The 18,073-nt window shown below is 71.0% G+C and carries 12 protein-coding genes, 2 tRNA genes and 1 pseudogene; 3 read left to right on the top strand and 12 right to left on the bottom strand.

Going from position 1 to position 18,073, the window contains the following annotated elements:
• Positions 1-4: 4 nt before the first annotated feature.
• From RV986_RS34820 to leuS, 5 genes and pseudogenes are all read right to left on the bottom strand, one after another.
• The gene (locus RV986_RS34820; protein WP_475924543.1) at positions 5-2,518 is read right to left on the bottom strand and encodes a ComEC/Rec2 family competence protein; all 2,514 of its coding nucleotides are present in this window, start codon (positions 2,516-2,518) and stop codon (positions 5-7) included.
• 269 nt (positions 2,519-2,787) lie between these two features.
• Positions 2,788-3,654 carry a ComEA family DNA-binding protein gene (locus RV986_RS34815; protein WP_475924542.1) on the bottom strand — a complete coding sequence of 289 codons (867 nt, stop codon included), beginning with the start codon at positions 3,652-3,654 and terminating at the stop codon, positions 2,788-2,790.
• 625 nt (positions 3,655-4,279) lie between these two features.
• Positions 4,280-5,150: pseudogene (locus tag RV986_RS34810) on the bottom strand (DegV family protein).
• A 69-nt stretch (positions 5,151-5,219) separates the two neighbouring features.
• Positions 5,220-5,951: a hypothetical protein gene (locus RV986_RS34805; RefSeq protein WP_475924541.1), complete on the bottom strand. Its 732-nt coding sequence runs from the start codon at positions 5,949-5,951 to the stop codon at positions 5,220-5,222.
• A gap of 155 nt (positions 5,952-6,106) precedes the next feature.
• Positions 6,107-9,040, bottom strand: a complete 2,934-nt coding sequence (gene leuS / locus RV986_RS34800; RefSeq protein WP_475921165.1) for a leucine--tRNA ligase — start codon at positions 9,038-9,040, stop codon at positions 6,107-6,109.
• Positions 9,041-9,458: 418 nt separating this feature from the next.
• Here leuS and RV986_RS34795 point away from each other — a divergent pair, with 418 nt between their 5' ends.
• Both RV986_RS34795 and RV986_RS34790 read left to right on the top strand, forming a co-directional pair.
• Positions 9,459-10,778 carry a ferric reductase-like transmembrane domain-containing protein gene (locus RV986_RS34795; RefSeq protein WP_475921164.1) on the top strand — a complete coding sequence of 440 codons (1,320 nt, stop codon included), beginning with the start codon at positions 9,459-9,461 and terminating at the stop codon, positions 10,776-10,778.
• A complete protein-coding gene (locus tag RV986_RS34790) occupies positions 10,775-12,391 on the top strand; it encodes an NADH-ubiquinone oxidoreductase-F iron-sulfur binding region domain-containing protein (protein WP_475921163.1) in 1,617 nt (538 codons plus the stop codon). Before RV986_RS34795 ends, RV986_RS34790 begins: the two co-directional genes overlap by 4 nt.
• Before the next feature lie 50 nt (positions 12,392-12,441).
• Here RV986_RS34790 and RV986_RS34785 read toward each other — a convergent pair.
• Positions 12,442-12,514 (bottom strand) — tRNA-Ala (locus RV986_RS34785).
• A gap of 146 nt (positions 12,515-12,660) precedes the next feature.
• On the opposite strand from RV986_RS34785, the gene RV986_RS34780 reads away from it, so the two are divergent.
• On the top strand, positions 12,661-13,845 hold the full coding sequence (locus RV986_RS34780; RefSeq protein WP_475921162.1) for a glycosyltransferase 87 family protein: 1,185 nt from the start codon (positions 12,661-12,663) through the stop codon (positions 13,843-13,845).
• Here the strand turns inward: RV986_RS34780 and RV986_RS34775 are convergent.
• The 6 genes from RV986_RS34775 to RV986_RS34750 form a co-directional block, all read right to left on the bottom strand.
• Positions 13,814-14,047 (bottom strand): hypothetical protein, encoded by a 234-nt coding sequence (locus tag RV986_RS34775; protein WP_010986886.1) that lies wholly within the window; start codon positions 14,045-14,047, stop codon positions 13,814-13,816. The genes RV986_RS34780 and RV986_RS34775 overlap by 32 nt on opposite strands.
• A gap of 3 nt (positions 14,048-14,050) precedes the next feature.
• Positions 14,051-14,224, bottom strand: a complete 174-nt coding sequence (locus tag RV986_RS34770) for a hypothetical protein (RefSeq protein ID WP_475921161.1) — start codon at positions 14,222-14,224, stop codon at positions 14,051-14,053.
• Positions 14,225-14,683: 459 nt separating this feature from the next.
• Positions 14,684-14,756, bottom strand: a tRNA-Ala gene (locus tag RV986_RS34765).
• Positions 14,757-14,898: 142 nt separating this feature from the next.
• The gene (locus tag RV986_RS34760; RefSeq protein WP_475924540.1) at positions 14,899-15,519 is read right to left on the bottom strand and encodes a histidine phosphatase family protein; all 621 of its coding nucleotides are present in this window, start codon (positions 15,517-15,519) and stop codon (positions 14,899-14,901) included.
• A 113-nt stretch (positions 15,520-15,632) separates the two neighbouring features.
• Positions 15,633-16,076, bottom strand: a complete 444-nt coding sequence (gene rsfS, locus RV986_RS34755; protein ID WP_054231941.1) for a ribosome silencing factor — start codon at positions 16,074-16,076, stop codon at positions 15,633-15,635.
• A gap of 123 nt (positions 16,077-16,199) precedes the next feature.
• Positions 16,200-18,050 carry an LCP family protein gene (locus RV986_RS34750; protein ID WP_475921160.1) on the bottom strand — a complete coding sequence of 617 codons (1,851 nt, stop codon included), beginning with the start codon at positions 18,048-18,050 and terminating at the stop codon, positions 16,200-16,202.
• Positions 18,051-18,073 lie beyond the last annotated feature (23 nt).

Raw genomic sequence — 18,073 nt, 5'->3', positions numbered from 1 at the left:
GACCTCAGTCTCTCGCCACCCTCAGCCCTCCGCCCGCATCGACGACGGCCAGCGCCCCGTCTTTGTCCGTCCGCAGCACCACGGCACCCCCGGCGCGCAGCGCTGCTACCGTGCTGAGCGCGGGGTGCCCGTACGGGTTGTCCCGGCCGCAGGAGATGAGCGCCAGCCTCGGGGCCACCCTTCGTATGAGTTCCGGATCCTGGTAGGCCGAGCCATGGTGGGCGACCTTGAGCACATCCACCGCCGTCAGCTCCGAGGCCGCGGGCGATCTCAACAGCGCCTGCTGAGCCGGTGGTTCGAGATCCCCGAGCAACAGCAGTCGCAGCCCCGCCGACCGCACGAGCAGGGCGACACTGGCGTCGTTCGGCCCGTCCGGCGGCGGCGCGGGGCTCGGCGGCGGCCACAACACCTGCCAGTCGAGACGTCCCGTGCGCCGCCGCTCCCCCGCCACGGCCCTCGTCACCGGAATGTGCCGTGCTGCCGCCTCCCTCCGTACGAACTCGGCCTGCTCCGGCGGCTCCTCGAAATCCGTCGTCTCGATCGCCCCCACCGAACGCCCGCGCAGCACCCCGGGCAGCCCCGCCACATGGTCGGCGTGGAAGTGCGTGAGCACGACGAGCGGAATCCGGGTGATGCCGAGCGTGCTCAGACAGCGGTCGACCAGCATCGGGTCGGGCCCCGCGTCCACCACCACCGCGGTGCCGTCACCCGCCGCGAGCACCGTCGCGTCGCCCTGCCCCACGTCGCACATCGCGAACCGCCAGCCGGGCGGCGGCCATCCCGTGATCACCTTGGTGAGCGGCACCGGCCGCACCACGACCAGCAGGAACACCACGACGCAGGCACCGCTCAGCCAAGGGTGTCTCAGGAGCCGTCGACCGACGAGCACGACAACCGCCGTGACGAGGGCGAGCAGCAGCGCCCCTGTCCAGCTTCCCGGCCAGTCCACTCCTGCGCCGGGCAGAGCCGCGCCGCCGCGAGCGATGTCCGCGATCCACCCGGCGGGCCAACTCGCGCACCACGCCGGCACCTTGGCGACGGGCAGCGCCACCTGGGCTGCCGCCAGCGTCGCGAAACCCAGCACCGTGGCCGGCGCGACGGCGAGCTCCGCGAGCAGATTGCACGGCACCGCCACCAGGCTGACCCGGGCCGACAGCACGGCGACGACCGGTGCGCACAGCGCCTGTGCGGCGCCCGCGGCGGCCAGCGCCTCGGCCAGGCGCGGCGGCACCCGGCGCCTCCGCAGCGCCGCGCTCCATCGCGGGGCGAGCGTGAGCAGGGCACCGGTCGCCAGCACGGAGAGCAGGAAGCCGTAGCTCCGGGCCAGCCAGGGGTCGTACAGCACCAGCAGCAGTACGGCCGTGGCCAGCGCGGGGATCAGCGATCTGCGGCGTCCGGTCGCGAGGGCGAGCAGCGCGATCGATCCGCAGGCCGCGGCCCGCAGCACGCTCGGGTCCGGTCGGCACACGATCACAAAGCCGAGCGTGACCGCCCCGCCGAGCAGTGCCGTCGCCCGCAGCGGAATGCCGAGCCGCGGTGCGAGGCCACGCCGCTCGGCTCGCTGGGCGAGACCCGGCGGTCCGACGAACAGGGCCAGCAAGATCGTGAAGTTGCCTCCGCTGACAGCGAGCAAATGCGTGAGATCCGTGGCCTTGAAGGCGTCGTCGAGCTCCGGCGTGATCCGTGCGGTGTCCCCCACGACCAGCCCGGGCAGCAGCGCCCGCGCGTCCGCCTCCAGCCCGTCGGTCGCCTGCCGCAGGCCCTCTCTCAACCGGCCGGCGAACCGCTGTGGCCCGGACGGCTCCCCCACCACCTCCGGCGGCCCGCTCCCGCGCACGCGCAGCACGGCCGCGATCCGGTCCCCGTCCGACAGCGCGGGTGCCAGCCGCGCGGCCACCCGCAACCGTGTGGACGGCAGCAGCGACAGCCACGGCGAACGCCGGTCGGACGGCCCGGGCGAGCCCCTCGGCGACCGCGCGTCGACGATCATCAGCACCGGCGTGCGCGTTGCCACGGCTGTCCCGTCTCCGGCCGCCCGCGTCACGCGCCGGACTTCGGCGTCGATCAGCACGGCCGTCGAAACCGCGTGGTCTCCCTTGATCCGGGGCCGACTGAGCCGTGGATCGGAGGTGACCTCCACCTCGGCGGTCACGTGGGCGTACTGCCGCGCCAAGGCGGGGATCGGGCCACGGCGCACGTCCGCTCCGTGCAGCCCCGCGGAGGCGGCGGCCGCCGCGACACAGAGCAGCACGGCGGCGACGGAGATCCGCGGCCACGCTTGCGCCCGCCGTCCACCGTGTCCCGTCGCGGTGGGCGTCCTTCCGCGCCGCGCCGTCAACAACGCGACGGCCACGACCACGCAGCCCACCACCACACCCGTGACCCACCCGGGCGGAGCGCCGAGTGTCACCGCCGCCGTCACCCAGACCGCGAGAGCCGGCGGCACGAGCCGTAGATCGGTCGGCCCTTCCTCCCGGGGATGCGCGATGCCCAGCCGCCGCCCCGAGGCGGCATGCACGGCTCGACGGCCCCGGACGCTCCGGGTGCTCTGCGCGCCCTGCGCGCCCTGCGCGCCCTGCGCGCCCTGCGCGCCCTGCGCGCCCTGGGGGCCGTGGGAGCCGTGGATGTTCCGGGTGCCCCCCGAGCTCCCTGTGTTCCCCGAGCTCCCTGTGTTCCCCGTGCCCCCGGTGTTCCCCGTGCCCCCGGTGCTCCCGGTGCCCCTGGTGCCCCTGGTGCCCCCGGCCGCACCCGTCGGCGCGGTCGTTGCCGACGGCGCAGTGAAACCGCTCATGGCCGTACGAGATTCTTCAGATCGGCGAACCGTCGGTCGCCGATTCCATTGACCTCACGCAGCTCGTCGACCGAGCGAAAGCCCCCGTGCTGGGCCCGGTAGTCGACGATGTGCTGGGCGAGGACGGGTCCGACGCCCGGCAGGGTGTCGAGCTGGTCCACGGTGGCCGTACTGAGGGAGACCGGAGCCGCGGGTACCGCCCCTGAAGCGGATCCACCGGTGCCGGTGCCAGTGCCGGTGGTGCCCGAGCCGCCGCCGGTGACCGCTCCCGCCAACGGGGCGGGAGCGCCGACCACGACCTGTTCGCCGTCCACAAGGAGGCGGGCGCGGTTGAGCCCCTCCGTGCTCGCACCCGGTCGCACCCCGCCCGCGGCCCGCAGCGCGTCCTCGACCCGGGAGCCGGCCGGCAGTCGTTGGAGCCCAGGACTGCGCACCTTCCCGCTGACGTCCACCACGATCGCGGTCCCGACCGAGCCGACCGAGCCCGGCGGCGCTCCGGCCGAGGCTCCCGACTCAGCCGACTGCCGCTCCTCTACTCCGCCCTGTTCGCCCTGTTCGCCCCGTCTGTCCTGTCCCTCCTGTCCGTCCTGCCCGCCGTACGGCGCCACCGCCCGCACCACCTCGGGAGCCCGCACCGACTGCGTCCTGCCGACCCAGAAGTGCTGTACGGCGAAGACGGCGGCGACAACGAGCAGCACGGTAAGTGCGGCCACGCTCCTGCGCTCCAGGCCGCACCTCGCCTGCAGCCACAGGGGCATCCGCTCCCGCACGGCGAGCCCGACCCGCTCCCGCCACGCCCCGGCCGTACCACTCTCAGGAGCGCCGGTCTCGGCCGGGCCGCCCGCAACGGGGGGCGGGACCAGGGCCTCGCGCCCCAAGGCCTCGGTCGGGCCCCGGGCGTCACGGTCCGAAGCCCCGTCGAGCGCAGACCTGCCGCTCCCCGGCACATCGGCAGCGCCGACCCCCGCCGCGGTTCTCCCCCTTGGACCTCCCACATCCCGATCCACTCCCGGCGGCCCACTCACCGACTCCCCCCGCTCCCCGGCCCCTTCGGAGAAGAGCGCCTCCACACGCAAACGGAGCGCCTCGGCCGAAGCGTCATGCCGTCGGGATCGGGGGCCGGACCGAGGGCCGGAACGAGGGCCTGAGCCGGAACCGGCGCCAGGACCGTCGCCCGCACGGCCTTGCGGGTGATGGCGGCGATGGCGGTGATGGCGGATACGGCCGTCGGAGACAGGGCCGCGACCCGGACCGCTGGTCGGTGTGGCGGTGCGTGAGCGTGATCGAAGTGCCATGCGTCGAGGATCCGGCAGCTCACCACTCTCGCGATGATCTTGCTCAATTCCCGGGGAAAACCACCCGGTTGTGGATAACTCCGTCACCCACAGGAGCCACAGAAGCCACACGAGCTACAGAGGCCACAGCCTCCCGTCCCCACCTCACCCCACCCCAGCCCACCTCACCTCACCCACTCAGGTCACCCCCACCTCACCGAGGCGAGACAACCGCCCCCAACAGCCCAGGGCCCGTATGCGCTCCGATCACCGCGCCGACCTCGCTCACATGCAGATCGACCAGGCCCGGCACCCGTGCCCGCAGGCGGGCCCGGCACCCGTGCCCGCAGGCGGTCCGCGAGGGCCGACGCCCGCTCGGGGGCGGCGAGGTGGTGGACGGCGATGTCGACCTGGGCGCTGCCCGCGCGTTCGGCCACGATCTCCTCAAGCCGGGCGATGGCCTTGGACGCGGTGCGTACCTTCTCCAGGAGTTCGATGCGCCCGCCGTCGAGCTGCAGCAGCGGCTTCACCGCGAGCGCGGAGCCCAGCAGTGCCTGCGCGGCCCCGATCCGGCCCCCGCGGCGCAGATAGTCGAGGGTGTCGACGTAGAAGTACGTGGAGGTGCCGGCGGCCCGCTTCTCCGCGGCTGTGACCGCCTCGTCGATGGTGCCCCCCGCCTCCGCGGACTCGGCCGCGGCCAGCGCGCAGAACCCGAGGGCCATCGCCACCATCCCGGTGTCCACCACACGCACGGGCACGGGAGCCTCGCGGGCCGCGAGGACGGCGGCGTCGTACGTCCCGGAGAACTCGGCGGACAGATGCAGGGAGACGATGTCGGTGGCGCCCGACTCGGCGACCTTGCGATAGGTCGCGGCGAAGACCGCGGGGCTGGGCCGGGACGTGGTGACGGAGCGCCGCTTCTGGAGCGCCTGGGCGAGGGAGCGGGCCGAGATCTCGGTGCCCTCTTCGAACGCCTGGTCGCCGAGAACCACGGTGAGGGGCACCGCTGTGATGCCGTGGCGCTCCATCGTCCGGGGCGGCAGGTAGGCCGTTGAATCGGTGACGATCGCGACATGGCGGGACATGAGCTGGAGGTTACCTGTCGGTGGATGCGGACGGCAGCCCGGGCCCTCTCACCTGCGGTCTAGGTCAGGTCAAGTCGTGCTCTCGGGACGGGGTTTCTTCTGCCAGGGGTAGGTGGGCCGTCGCCCCGGCGGGGTGATGGCGGACGGCGTCGGCCCGTCGGGCGCGGCGGACCGCGGGGACTCCGGCCACGTCTGCCCGCTGGAGGCGGCCATGTCCGGAGGCGGCGTCTCGGGCCAGGAGGCCGAGGGCTTCGGCTCGGTCGTCCAGTGCCGCAGCGCGCCCGCCTCCACGTCGATCTGCGCGCTCAACGAGTCCAGGTCGTCGTCGGCGAACCGGTGGGCGCGGTCACGCGCGGCCCAGCGCAACGAGTCCGCGGACTGGGTGATCCGCCCGGTGCGCTCTCGCAGTTCGGGCAGCCGCGCGGCGAGCGTGCCCTTGTTCGGTTCTGTCTCCAGGCGCTTGAGCTCGTCGTCCAGCTCGTGCCCGTGTCCGCTGAGCCGCTGGAAGAGCGCCAGTGATTCCCTCAGGGACTCGTCCTCGGCCACGCCCGCGTGCAGCGCGTCCTGTGTGGCCCGCATCGATGTGCGCAGCGTCAGCCGCAGCTGGGCGATCTCGCCCGCCGGGCCCGGCTGGGCGAAGGTCCTGGCGCGCAGCGTGGTGTCCTCGACCGTGCGGCGGGCCTGCGAGATCGTGCGGTCCACACTGCGCTTGGCCGCGCCGATCACCTTCACCGTGGCGTACGCGCCCAGCACCACGAACAACAGGAAGAGCAGGGCGATTACTGTGATCACGGCTTCCACCACGCTCCTCCTCCGGACGGTCGCGGCGGCTGCCGCGTCGCTCTTCAAAGGTAAACGCAACGGGCAGGTCCCGAGTTCCGCAAGAACCCCGAACCTGCCCGTAGGGGACTACCCCGAGTCGGGCCGGCACACCGGCGCCGACCCGGGAGCAGCGGCTACGCCGTGACGATGTTCACCAGCTTGGGCGCCCGCACGATCACCTTGCGGATCCCGGCGCCGTCCAGCGCCGCGACGACCTTCTCGTCGGCCAGCGCGACCTTCTCCAGCTCCGCCTCGGAGATCGACGGGGAGACCTCCAGACGCGCCTTGACCTTGCCCTTGATCTGCACGACGCAGGTCACGGCCTCGTCCACGACGTACGCCGGGTCGGCCACCGGGAAGTCCTGGTGGACGACCGAGTCGGTGTGGCCCAGCTTGCGCCACAGCTCCTCGGCGATGTGCGGGGCCAGCGGCGCGACCAGCAGCACCAGGGCCTCGGCGACCGTGCGCGGCACGGGGCCGCCGACCTTGGTCAGGTGGTTGTTCAGCTCGGTGACCTTGGCGATGGCGGTGTTGAAGCGCAGACCCGCCAGGTCCTGGCGCACGCCGTCGATCGCCTTGTGCAGGGCCCGCAGGGTGTCCGCGTCGATGTCGGCGTCCCCGCTGTCGACGACCGTGACCTCGCCCGTGGTCTCGTCGACGACGTTGCGCCACAGCCTCTGCAGCAGCCGGTACTGGCCCACCACCGCACGGGTGTCCCAGGGCCGCGACACGTCCAGGGGGCCCATCGCCATCTCGTACAGGCGCAGCGTGTCCGCCCCGTACTCGGCGCAGATCTCGTCCGGAGTGACGGCGTTCTTCAGGGACTTGCCCATCTTGCCCAGCAGCCGGGAGACCTTCTCGCCCTGGTAGTAGTACGCGCCGTCGCGCTCCTCCACCTCGGCGGCGGGCACGGCGATGCCACGGCTGTCGCGGTACACGAAGGCCTGGATCATGCCTTGGTTGAACAGCTTGTGGAACGGCTCGGCCGAGGAGACGTGGCCCAGGTCGTACAGCACCTTCGACCAGAAGCGCGCGTACAGCAGGTGCAGCACGGCGTGCTCGGCGCCGCCGACGTACAGGTCGACGCCACCGTGCGGCTGGCCCTCGCGCGGGCCCATCCAGTACTGCTCGATGGCCGGGTCGACCAGCTTCTGGTCGTTGTGCGGGTCCAGGTAGCGCAGTTCGTACCAGCAGGAACCGGCCCAGTTGGGCATGGTGTTGGTCTCGCGGCGGTACTTCCGCGGACCGTGGCCGTCGCCCAGGTCCAGCGTGACGTTCACCCAGTCCTCGTCGCGGGACAGCGGGGTCTCCGGGGACGTGTTCGCGTCGTCCGGGTCGAAGGTGCGCGGCGAGTAGTCGTCGACCTCGGGCAGTTCCAGGGGCAGCATCGACTCGGGCAGCGCGTGTGCGACGCCGTCCTCGTCGTAGACGATCGGGAAGGGCTCGCCCCAGTAACGCTGGCGGCTGAACAGCCAGTCGCGCAGCCGGAAGTTGACGGTGCCCTCACCGATGCCCTTGCGTGCCAGCCACTCGGTGATGCGTTCCTTGGCCTCGGCCACGCCCAGGCCGTCCAGCGAGATGTCGTCGTTGGCGGAGTTGATGATCCTCGCGTCGTACGACCCGAAGGCGTTCTCCCAGGTCGACGTGTCGGTGCCGCGGCCGTCGGTCGGCTCGACGATGCAGTGGATCGGCAGCTCGAAGGCGCGCGCGAACTCGAAGTCGCGCTGGTCGCCCGCCGGGACGGCCATGATCGCGCCGGTGCCGTAGCCCATCAGGACGTAGTCGGCGATGAAGACCGGGACCTGCTCGCCGTTGGCCGGGTTGGTCGCGTAGGCGCCGGTGAAGACACCGGTCTTGTCCTTGGCCTCGGCCTGCCGTTCGACGTCGGACTTCGAGGCGGCCTGGGCGCGGTAGGCGGCGACGGCCTCGGCGGGCGTGGCGTGACCGCCGGTCCACACCTCGTGATGGCCTTCGGGCCAGGCTTCGGGGACGAACTTGTCGACCAGCGGGTGCTCGGGCGCCAGCACCATGTAGGTGGCGCCGAACAGGGTGTCCGGGCGCGTGGTGAAGATCGTGACGGCTTCGCCGTCGATCGGGAAGTCGACGCGGGCGCCCTCGGAGCGGCCGATCCAGTTGCGCTGCTGCAGCTTGATCGCCTCGGGCCAGTCCAGCGCCTCCAGGTCGTCCAGCAGCCGGTCGGCGTACGCCGTGATGCGCATGTTCCACTGGCGCAGCTTGGCCTTGAAGACGGGGAAGTTCCCGCGCTCGGAGCGGCCGTCGGCGGTGACCTCCTCGTTGGCCAGCACCGTGCCCAGCCCGGGGCACCAGTTGACGGGCGCGTCGGAGGCGTACGCCAGCCGGTACTCGCTCAGGACGTCGGCGCGCTCGGCGGCGGTCAGCTCGTTCCACGCGCGCGTGGAGCCGTCGGCGGCCGGTGCGGCGCGCTCGCCGCTCTCGAACTGGGCGATCAGCGCGGAGATCGGGCGGGCCTTGTCCGCCTCGTCGTCGTACCAGGAGTTGAAGATCTGCAGGAAGATCCACTGGGTCCACTTGTAGTAGCCCGGGTCGATCGTCGCGAAGGACCGGCGCTTGTCGTGGCCCAGGCCCAGCGCGCGCAGCTGGACCTTCATGTTCTCGATGTTCGCTTCGGTGGACACGCGCGGGTGGGTGCCCGTCTGCACGGCGTACTGCTCGGCGGGCAGGCCGAAGGCGTCGAAGCCCAGGGTGTGCAGGACGTTGTGGCCCGTCATGCGCTGGAACCGGGCGAATACATCGGTGGCGATGTAGCCCAGGGGGTGGCCGACGTGCAGTCCCGCACCGGAGGGGTACGGGAACATGTCCATGATGAACTTCTTGGGCCTGGCGACCAGGGCCGGGTCGCCCGCCAGGTCACCTCCCCCACTCTCGGCTTCGCTCGACCGGGGGGACCCCCATGGGTTCGGCGCCTCGTACGTGCCCTCGGCGTCCCAGAAGTCCTGCCAGCGTGCCTCGATCTCCGCGGCCATCGCGGCCGTGTAGCGGTGCGGCGCTGCCACCTCGGAGGCGGCAGCGGGGTTCGTCTCGCTCATGATCCTCAAAGCTCCATCGATCGTCTCTGCCAGCGGCTCAGAAATAAAAAATCCCCTCGCACAGGAGGGGACGCCGCGCCGATTCCGACCACGAGTCGTCAGCGGTCGGGACTGATCAGCGCGGCTCACTAAGCAGCAGGCGTACGGCACGCATGGCGTCAGGGTACCGCAGCCCCCGTACACACCGCGACGAGCTTTCCGGCGCGCCCCGACACGCCGTGCCGCTCGTCACAATCACGCCGAAAAAACTGAACAATATTCAAATATTACTTCGCGTAACGGACACTACAGGACAACACGAGGGCCTGACGGCCCTTTGGTAACAACGCAATAACTCAAACCTCGTACCCATCGGTATGACTCGACTTAGAGTTCGGCTTCGGGACCGCTTCCCCGAACCGTTGGGAGTAACCCCCCTATGGACCCTCGTAGCAATGGCAGCACGCTTCCCCGCCCGGGCCGCTCGGCCTACGGGCTGGCGACGGCCGCCATCCTGCTTCTCATACCCATCGTCGTGCTGGCAGGAGGCAATGGAGTCCGCGACTTCCTCAACTTCGGCGCCGGCGTGCTGTCGCTGGTCGCCCTCTCCTGCTCCGTGATCTGGGGGCTGGTGGCGACCGACCGACTGTTCCTGAACACGCGCCAGCGGCTGGTCGCGCAGGCCGTGCACCGCACGACCGCCGTCTCCTCGGTCGCCTTCCTGCTGTTGCACATCACGGTCAAGCTGGCCCTCGACCACACCGTCCTGATCGCCGCGCTGATCCCCTTCAGCCTCGGCGTCAAGGGAACGGCCGGGCTGATCGGCCTGGGCTCCCTGGCCGCCCTGCTCATGATCTTCACGGCCATCACCGGCGCCCTGCGCAGCGCCTTCGCGTCCCCCGCACCGGTCGCCGCCCGCTGGCGCGCCATGCACATGCTGGCCTACCCGGCCTGGTGCTCCGCGCTGGTCCACGGCCTCTACGCGGGTCGTCAGGCGAAGCCGATCTTCACGATCCTGTACAGCCTCTGCCTGGTCGCGGTCATGGGCGCGCTCGCCCTGCGCTCCGCCCCCGCGCCCTTCAAGCGCAAGGTCGCCGACCGGGTCCTGGCGATCCTCGGCGAGGGCAACGGCATGAGTGCCCGCCGGTCGCGCGAGGAGCAACTGACGGCATCCCGTGCCGCCCTGGCGGACAACCCGATGCCGGGCTTCGCCCCGCGCCCCGGCCAGCAGGCCGCGGGAGACCCGTTCGTCCCCCCGCAGCGCACGCCGTCCCCCGGGCAGTCGCTGTACCAGACCCCCGTCGATCCCGCCGCCGCGGGCTCGGCGAACGGTTTCGCGGCGGCCTACCGGGCCGTGTCGGGCACACCTGGCGGGAACCCCGCGGGCGCCGCCCCGACCGAGCGTATCCAGATGCCCATGGACATGCAGCCCACGCAGACGTTCCCCCCCGTCGACGGCAGCGGCAGCACGTCGGGCAGTTGGCCGATCCCGTCACCGCCGCCGGTCGGCGAGGCACCCCGCTCCGCGTACGACCCGCTCGCCGACACGGGATACAACATCCCCGTCTACGACAATTCGGCGACCGGCGGATACGGCACGAGTGACGTGTACAACAACGGTGAGACGAACCCCGCCTTCGGTACGTACAACACCAACGACACGTACGACAGCGGTCCCACGCCTGACGTACTGCCGGGCGCCTTCGACGCTCCTGGCTCCGGTGAACCATGGAACGCCCCTTCCGGAGGCTTTAAGTGAACGAGGCCCTGCCCGACGTCCCGGAGGTCCGCGTCGTCGGGCTTCCGCAGCTCACGTCGGGTTTTGACCTGGTTGAACGACTCGATCTGCCCATGCACCTCAAGGTGCACGGGCCGCTCGAACCCATGGGCGGTGAACAACTCGCGGGCCTCGCCGAGGCAATCGGCCTGAAGGGCCGCGGCGGCGCGGGCTTCCCCTTCGCCAAGAAACTGCGTTCGGTCGCCGAGTCGGCCATCAGCAAGGGCATCCGACCCGTCGTGGTCGTCAACGGAAGCGAGGACGAACCCGCCTGCCGCAAGGACACGGTGCTCATCAACCGTGCCCCGCACCTGATCCTGGACGGCGCCCTGCTGGCCGCCGAGGCCATGGGCGCGCGCACCCTGGTCATCGGGGTGACACGTGAGTCCACCCAAAGATCCATGGAGGCCGCGCTGGCCGAGCGCGGCCTGAGCGACCGACGCGGATCACCGCTGCGCGCGCGTGTGCAGCGCAATCCGGTACGCATGGTGACCGGAGCGGCCGCTTCGCTCATCCGATCCATCGACGGCGGCCCGGCCATCCCGCCGGGCCGCAAGATCAGCGCGTCGCAGACCGGCGTCGGCGGCGCGCCCACGCTGCTGTCGAACGCCGAGACGTACGCGCAGCTGGCCATCGCCGCCCGCATCGGCCCCGACCGCTACCGCAACACCGGTCTGTACGACGAGCCCGGCACCGTCATGCTCACCGTCTCCGGCGCGGTCGCCCGCCCCATGGTGATCGAGGTCCCCACCGGCGTGCCGCTGCGCTACGTGCTCCAGCTGGCCGGCGCCCCGCCGATGCCGCAGGGCGTGCTGACCGGCGGCTACCACGGCAAGTGGCTGGACGCGGCGACGGTCAACGAGGCGATCGTCTCGCGCAACTCGCTGGACGCGGTCGGGGGTGCGCTGGGCGCCGGCGCGATCCTCCCCATCACCCAGGAGACGTGCCCGCTGGGCGAGTCGCTCCGGGTGGCGCAGTGGCTGGCCGAGGAGAGCGCGGGACAGTGCGGTCCCTGCTACCTCGGCCTGCCCGCCGCGGCGCGCGGCCTGGAGGACATCCTCAACGGCGGCGGCCCGGCCGCCCTGGAGGCCGTGAAGCAGGTCGCCAAGGCCGTGAAGCGGCGTGGCGCGTGCTCGCACCCGGACGGCTCGGCGATGTTCATCGAGTCGACCATCAAGGCGTTCACGGACGACCTGGCCGCGCACGTCCTCGGAAACGGCTGCGGAAGGCCCGTGGAGGGCGTTCTGCCGCTCTTCGAGGGCGGCCAGCTGCCGACGGGCATCCCGGGCGGCCAGGCGCAGCCGGAGGAGGGCCCCAGCCGTCAGAAGATCTACGTCGACTGGACCCTGTGCCGCGGACACGGCCTGTGCGCGGACATCCTTCCCGAAGTCTTCGAACTGGGCGCCGACGGCTTCCCCACCGTCGCGCAGGCGCAGGTGCCCCGGTACGCGGAGGCGAAGGCGCTGCGGGCCGTACGCCGCTGCCCGGCACTCGCGCTGCGTATCGAGGAGCAGACCAAGCCCTCCGCCCCGGCCCGCAACCTGCCGGTCCTCTCCCAGCGCCGTGGCCGTCGGGCGCTCGGCAGCGGCCGCTGAACACGACGAAGGCGGGTCACCCCGATCGGGTGACCCGCCTTCAATATCTGTGGAGCTAAGGAGAATTGAACTCCTGACCTCCTGCATGCCATGCAGGCGCTCTACCAACTGAGCTATAGCCCCTCGCGGCCATGCGGCGAAGCCGCATATGGACCGTGTCGCCCGGTTTCCCCGGCGACTTCGCCAACATTAGCGGTCCTCCCCGCGCACCACCAAATCGATTCCGAGCTGTGCAGACAATACGGACATGAAGGATAGTGTCGGCCTTCGTGACCGTGATCGCGCTCCCCCGTGCCCGCCACCGTGCACCCGTCGCTCTGGGGGCGTGCCTACTGTCCTTCGTGGCCTTCTGGTGCGCGCAGCGGGCCGCGCATGTGTCGATGATCGACCTGATGGTGTACCGGGCGGAGGGCGAGACCGTACGGTCGGGCGGCGACCTGTACGCGCTGCGCACGACCGAGGCCCATCTGCCGACCACCTACCCTCCGTTCGCGGCGTTGCTGTTCACACCGCTGACGCTGCTGGACACGGCGACCATGCGGACGCTGGCGACGGCCGGAAACCTGGCCCTCCTCGTGGTGTTCGTGGCCCTCTCGCTGCGACTCGTCGAGCACGCGCGCGTGGGGAGCGTCTGGTCGGCGTCCGCGGTCGCCGTGTGGTGCGAGCCGGTGTGGACGACGCTGCGCTACGGCCAGGTCAATCTGCTGCTCGGGGTGCTGGTGCTGTGGGACCTGACACGGCGGCCCGGGCATCGCTGGGCCGGGGTGGGCATCGGGCTCGCGGCGGCGGTCAAGCTGACGCCGGCGCTCTTCGCGCTGTTCCTGCTGATCACGGGTGTCGCGGCACATGTGCGGTGGGGCAGGGGCGGGCCCTGGCTGCGACACGCGCGCGGGGCGGCCGTCGCGTTCGCCGGGGCAACGCTGCTGGCGGCCGCCGCCCTGCCGCGCGACTCATGGCACTTCTGGAGCCGCATGGTCTTCGAGACGGGCCGGGTCGGGCTGGTGGAGGACACCGCGAACCAGTCGCTGCGCGGGGTGCTGGCCCGACTGCTGCACACCACGCACCCTGGCCTCTGGTGGATCGCCACGGCGGCCGTGGCGGGGATCCTGGGCCTCACCGTCGCCGTGGTCTCGGAACTGCGCGGGCGGCGCGCCTGGGCGGTGTCCGCCTGCGCGGTGACGGCGCTGCTGGTGAGTCCCGTGTCGTGGTCGCACCACTGGGTGTGGTGTGTGCCGATGGTGCTCGTCCTCGGAACCCACGGCCGGGCGGCCGCCCTCGCCACGACGCCCGCCTTCTGCGCGTACACGCTGTGGTGGGTACCCCACGGACCGGGCAGGCTCGAACTGCAGCAGACCGGCACCGAGTTGACGTTGTCGGCCTGCTACGTAGGAGCCGGATTCGCCTTCCTGGCCCTTGCCGGGGTCAGGCTGTCGCGAACGAATAGAACCGTTTGAGTGTGCAGTGCTCGTCGAGGAGCCGGCCGTAGATCGGCTCCCCCTCCAGCTCGCGGTACGTCTCGATCGGGTCGCCTTTTATGATCAGCGCCCGTGCGCACTCCTCGCACCAGTACTGGTAGTCGTGGTTGACCGGCTCCATGTCGCGGACGATCGGCGTACCACTGCCGCACCAATCGCACTTCCGCCTGTGTGCACCCATCGATCAGCTCCAGCTGTGGCCGCAGGCCGTGCACACGTAGGAGATCCCGCCGTTGTCGCCGAGAACCTGGGCGACGTGGGCGGATCCGCAGGAAGGGCAGTCGAGGAGAGTGGCTCTTCTGCATGGCTGTGCCACTTCGAGAAGACCGTCGACCTCCTCGAGGATGCTCGCAGGCATCGCTTCTCCCTCCCGTCGGGCCGCGCCCCCTTCCGGCCGTTTGATTCTGCCACGGCCGGAGCAATACGGTCAGCGACGCCTTCGTACCAGTCCGGACACAGCACCCGACGTGGCCGTCGCGGCCAGCGCATACGTGCACACGAGGAGCGCGTCCGCAGATGTATACGCCCCCGGGGCCCAAGTGACTCAAGCCGGTTCAAGAAGAGTGCGCCGAAGGCCATGAGAGCGGTCGGCCGACCGAGCCGGGCGGCCGTCGCGAGCGGCACGAGACCCATCAACTCCCCCGTTCCCCGGGCGAATCGGCGGGATCAGCTGTGTCCACCGTCACATGCGATGACCGTAGATGACCATACGAGTCACCGATGTCCAGCGGGACATGAAAAATCCCGCCCCCTGAAGGGAACGGGATCCTCATCACTGATCTTTGCTGAGCTTCGACAACTCCAGAGAGTTGAACTGTGGAGCTAAGGAGAATTGAACTCCTGACCTCCTGCATGCCATGCAGGCGCTCTACCAACTGAGCTATAGCCCCTTGTGTTCTTCCCGCCGGGCGGGGCGAACAAGAAGAACTTTAGCCTGCGACCAGCCAGAAAGTGAAATCCGGTCCTGCCGGGTCCCCGGGACCGGACAGGGGCCGCCCAGTCGTCGTCTCAGTCGTCGTCTCGGTCGTCGTCTCAGTCGTCGTCGCCGAGCACCGGCTCCGGCAGTGTGCCGGCGTTGTGCTCCAGCAGCCGCCAGCCCCGGGCGCCCTCTCCGAGGACGGACCAGCAGCAGTTGGAGAGGCCGCCGAGGCTCTCCCAGTGCCGGGACTCCAGACCGAGCAGGCGCCCGATGGTGGTGCGGATCGTGCCGCCGTGGCTGACCACCACGAGGGTGCCGTCCTCGGGGAGCTTGTCGGCGTGCCGCAGCACCACGGGGGCGGCGCGGTCGGCGACCTCGGACTCCAGTTCGCCACCGCCGCGGCGCACCGGCTCACCACGCTTCCAGGCGGCGTACTCGTCGCCGTACCGGGCGATGATCTCCTCGTGCGTCAGTCCCTGCCAGACGCCCGCGTAGGTCTCGCGCAGGCCCTCGTCGTGGATGACGTCGATTTCGGTGAGCAGGGACAGCTCTGCGGCCGTGTTCGCGGCGCGCTGGAGGTCCGAGGCGACGATCGCGTCGGGCTTCAGCGAGGCGAGCAGCCGGGCGGCGCGGCGGGCCTGGCCGAAGCCCGTCTCGGTGAGCTCGACGTCCGTGGTGCCCTGGAAGCGGCGATCCACGTTCCAGGAGGTCTGGCCGTGCCGCCACAGGATGATGCGGCGGCCGCGGCCCGGCTTCTCCCCGGCCTCGACGCCCGCGACGGTCGGCTGTCGCCCCGCCTGGGCGTCACCCGTGGCGGATGCCCTGGCCGCCTCGGCGCCCGCCGCGGTCACCGCAGCTCCCCGAATTCGACGGAGTCCTCCTCGGCCTGCAGCTTGGCGTGCTCGGCGGCCTTGCCACGGGTGGCCTTGGCGTCGGCGGGCAGGTCCAGCTCCGGGCAGTCCTTCCACAGCCGCTCCAGGGCGTAGAAGACACGCTCCTCGCTGTGCTGCACGTGCACCACGATGTCGACGTAGTCGAGCAGCACCCAGCGGGCCTCGCGGTCGCCCTCGCGGCGCACCGGCTTGACGCCGAGCTCCTTGTTCAGCCGCTCCTCGATCTCGTCGACGATCGACTTGACCTGACGGTCGTTGGGGGCGGACGCCAGCAGGAAGGCGTCGGTGATCGAGAGAACGTCGCTGACGTCGTAGGCGATGATGTCGTGCGCGAGCTTGTCGGCGGCCGCCTGCGCGGCGGTGGTGATGAGCTCGATGGAGCGGTCCGTGGCGGTCACTACGCGGCTTTCGGTCGGCGGTCAGTAATGACTCAAGGGTCTCACGGACCGCCGACGGCACCCCACGCGTTTCTGCGGCCACGCCCCGGGAGTCGCGGAGCGTGGCGCCGATCACCCCGGTGATCACCCCGTGGAGGCGGTCACCTTGTAGTCCTGGCCGAGGACCACGGAGACGTCCGCGGTGGACGTGCCCGTGACCTTCTTCACGCTGCTGGTGGGCAGGCCCAGGGTCTTCGCGACCTCGACGGCGTCGTTCTTCCTGGCGGCGTCGGTGTACGTGACCTGGGACACGCTCTGCGCGGTGGCCGCCGTGCCGGAGTCCAGGAAGGTGTAGCCGCCGTTGACCAGGACGACGCGGACCTTCTCCGTGCTGTCCTTGTTTCCGGTGGCGTTCTTGACGCCGACACGGACGGCGGCGCCGGCGTCCGGGCTCTTGGCGGTGCCACCGAGGACGTCCTTGACCACGCTGTTGGCGGTGCTCTCGCTCAGGGTGCCGTTCTGCTGCACGGGCAGCAGCGCCGTCTTGTAGTCGCCGCCCTTGGCGAGGTCCGCCAGCTTGGCGAGGAAGGCGCCGAGGTCCTGGTCGGTCAGGGAGGGGTCGAGGATCTGCGCCAGGGTCTGCACGGTGGTGGTCGCGGCCTGCTTGTCCGAGGACAGCTTGCGCAGCACGCCCTGCATGACCTGTCCGAACCGCTCCAGTTGCGCGTTCTGGGCTTCGCCGGAGGCCCGGTAGGTGGCGTAGGCGACGGCCATCTTGCCGCTGAGGGTCTGGTCCTCGCCCTTCTTCACGAGGGGCGGATCGCTCTTCTTCTCGGAATCGGGGTCCGGCACATCGGCGTTGGTGGTGATGTCGATGTTGCCGACGAGTTCGACGAGGTTGTTGAGGTAGGGGGTGTCGAGACGCCAGGTGCCCTGGATGCTGGTCCCGAGCACCGTGTCGATCGCGTCCCGGGTGCCGGAGGAGCCGTCGCCGTCGACGGACTTGGCGAGCGTGGTCGTCGACCCGTCGTCGTCCGTCAGGGCAAGGGAGTTGGGCAGCAGGACGGTGGTGCCCTGCTTGGTGGTGGTGTTGTCGACGAGCAGCGCCGTGGAGGTGCCGCCGCCCTTCGTGTTGTGCAGGTGGATGACGATCACATCGCGGTTCTGGGCGCCCGTGGCCGTCGTCGCGGCGGACTTGCCGCCCGAGGAGGTGCCGGGCAGCTTGCCCGCGTACCAGAGGTAGCCGACACCGCCGACCGCGACCAGGGCGAGCACCACGACCAGGGCGACGATCCTGCTCCGGGCGCGGCGCTTGGCCTCCTCGCGGCGCTCGGTGCGGTTCTCGGTGAAGTTCAGCCAGTCGATGACGTCTTCGGACTCGGCTTCCTGCTCCTCGATAAAGGCGAACTGCTCGGTGTGGTAGTCCCGGTCGGCCGGGCCCTCGCTCTCCTCCGCGGGGCGCGCCTGCTGCGGGATGTAGGCGGTCTGCTCGGCGACCCGCGACTGCTGCCCGGTGCTCGCGCTCCCGGCTCCGGCCGCGCTCGGGGACTGGCCGGCCTGCCGCCGCCGTCCGGTCTGCCCATGCGTCGGCTGGGCCGGCGGTGCCGTCTGCGCCGCCGTCTGCCCGTAGGGGTCGTACGACGTCGCCGTCGCGGCGGCTCCGGGTGCGCCGGTGCCGTACGGGTCATAGGGGTCGTACGCGGGAACGGCCGTCTGCTGACCGGTGTCGTACGACGACACGGGCTGCTGCTGACCGGTGTCATAGGCAGGCGCACCGGGTCCGCCGGACGCGTAGGGGTCGTAGCCGTAGCCCTGAGGCTGCTGTGGCTGCGCGTACGGGTCGTAGGACTGCTGGGACTGCTGGGACTGCTGGGACTGCTGGGACTGCTGCGGCTGTTGGGGTGCCACCTGCCGGTACACGGGCTGCCCGAACTCGTCGTAGCCGACGAGCTCGTACTGGTCGCCGCCCGCATATCCGTCGTATCGGTCGTTCACCGGTGCCCCTCTCGGCTTACTCG

Source organism: Streptomyces sp. RLA012 (assembly GCF_056270325.1).
Note: the sequence above shows the minus strand (reverse complement) of the source record. Positions and strands in the feature narration are given on the sequence as shown.

Excerpts from the sequence above, each read along its gene's own strand:
- leuS (WP_475921165.1), bottom strand. The coding sequence starts at position 9,040 with ATGAGCGAGACGAACCCCGCTGCCGCCTCCGAGGTGGCAGCGCCGCAC.
- RV986_RS34795 (WP_475921164.1), top strand. The coding sequence starts at position 9,459 with ATGGACCCTCGTAGCAATGGCAGCACGCTTCCCCGCCCGGGCCGCTCG.
- RV986_RS34775 (WP_010986886.1), bottom strand. The coding sequence starts at position 14,047 with ATGGGTGCACACAGGCGGAAGTGCGATTGGTGCGGCAGTGGTACGCCG.
- RV986_RS34770 (WP_475921161.1), bottom strand. The coding sequence starts at position 14,224 with ATGCCTGCGAGCATCCTCGAGGAGGTCGACGGTCTTCTCGAAGTGGCA.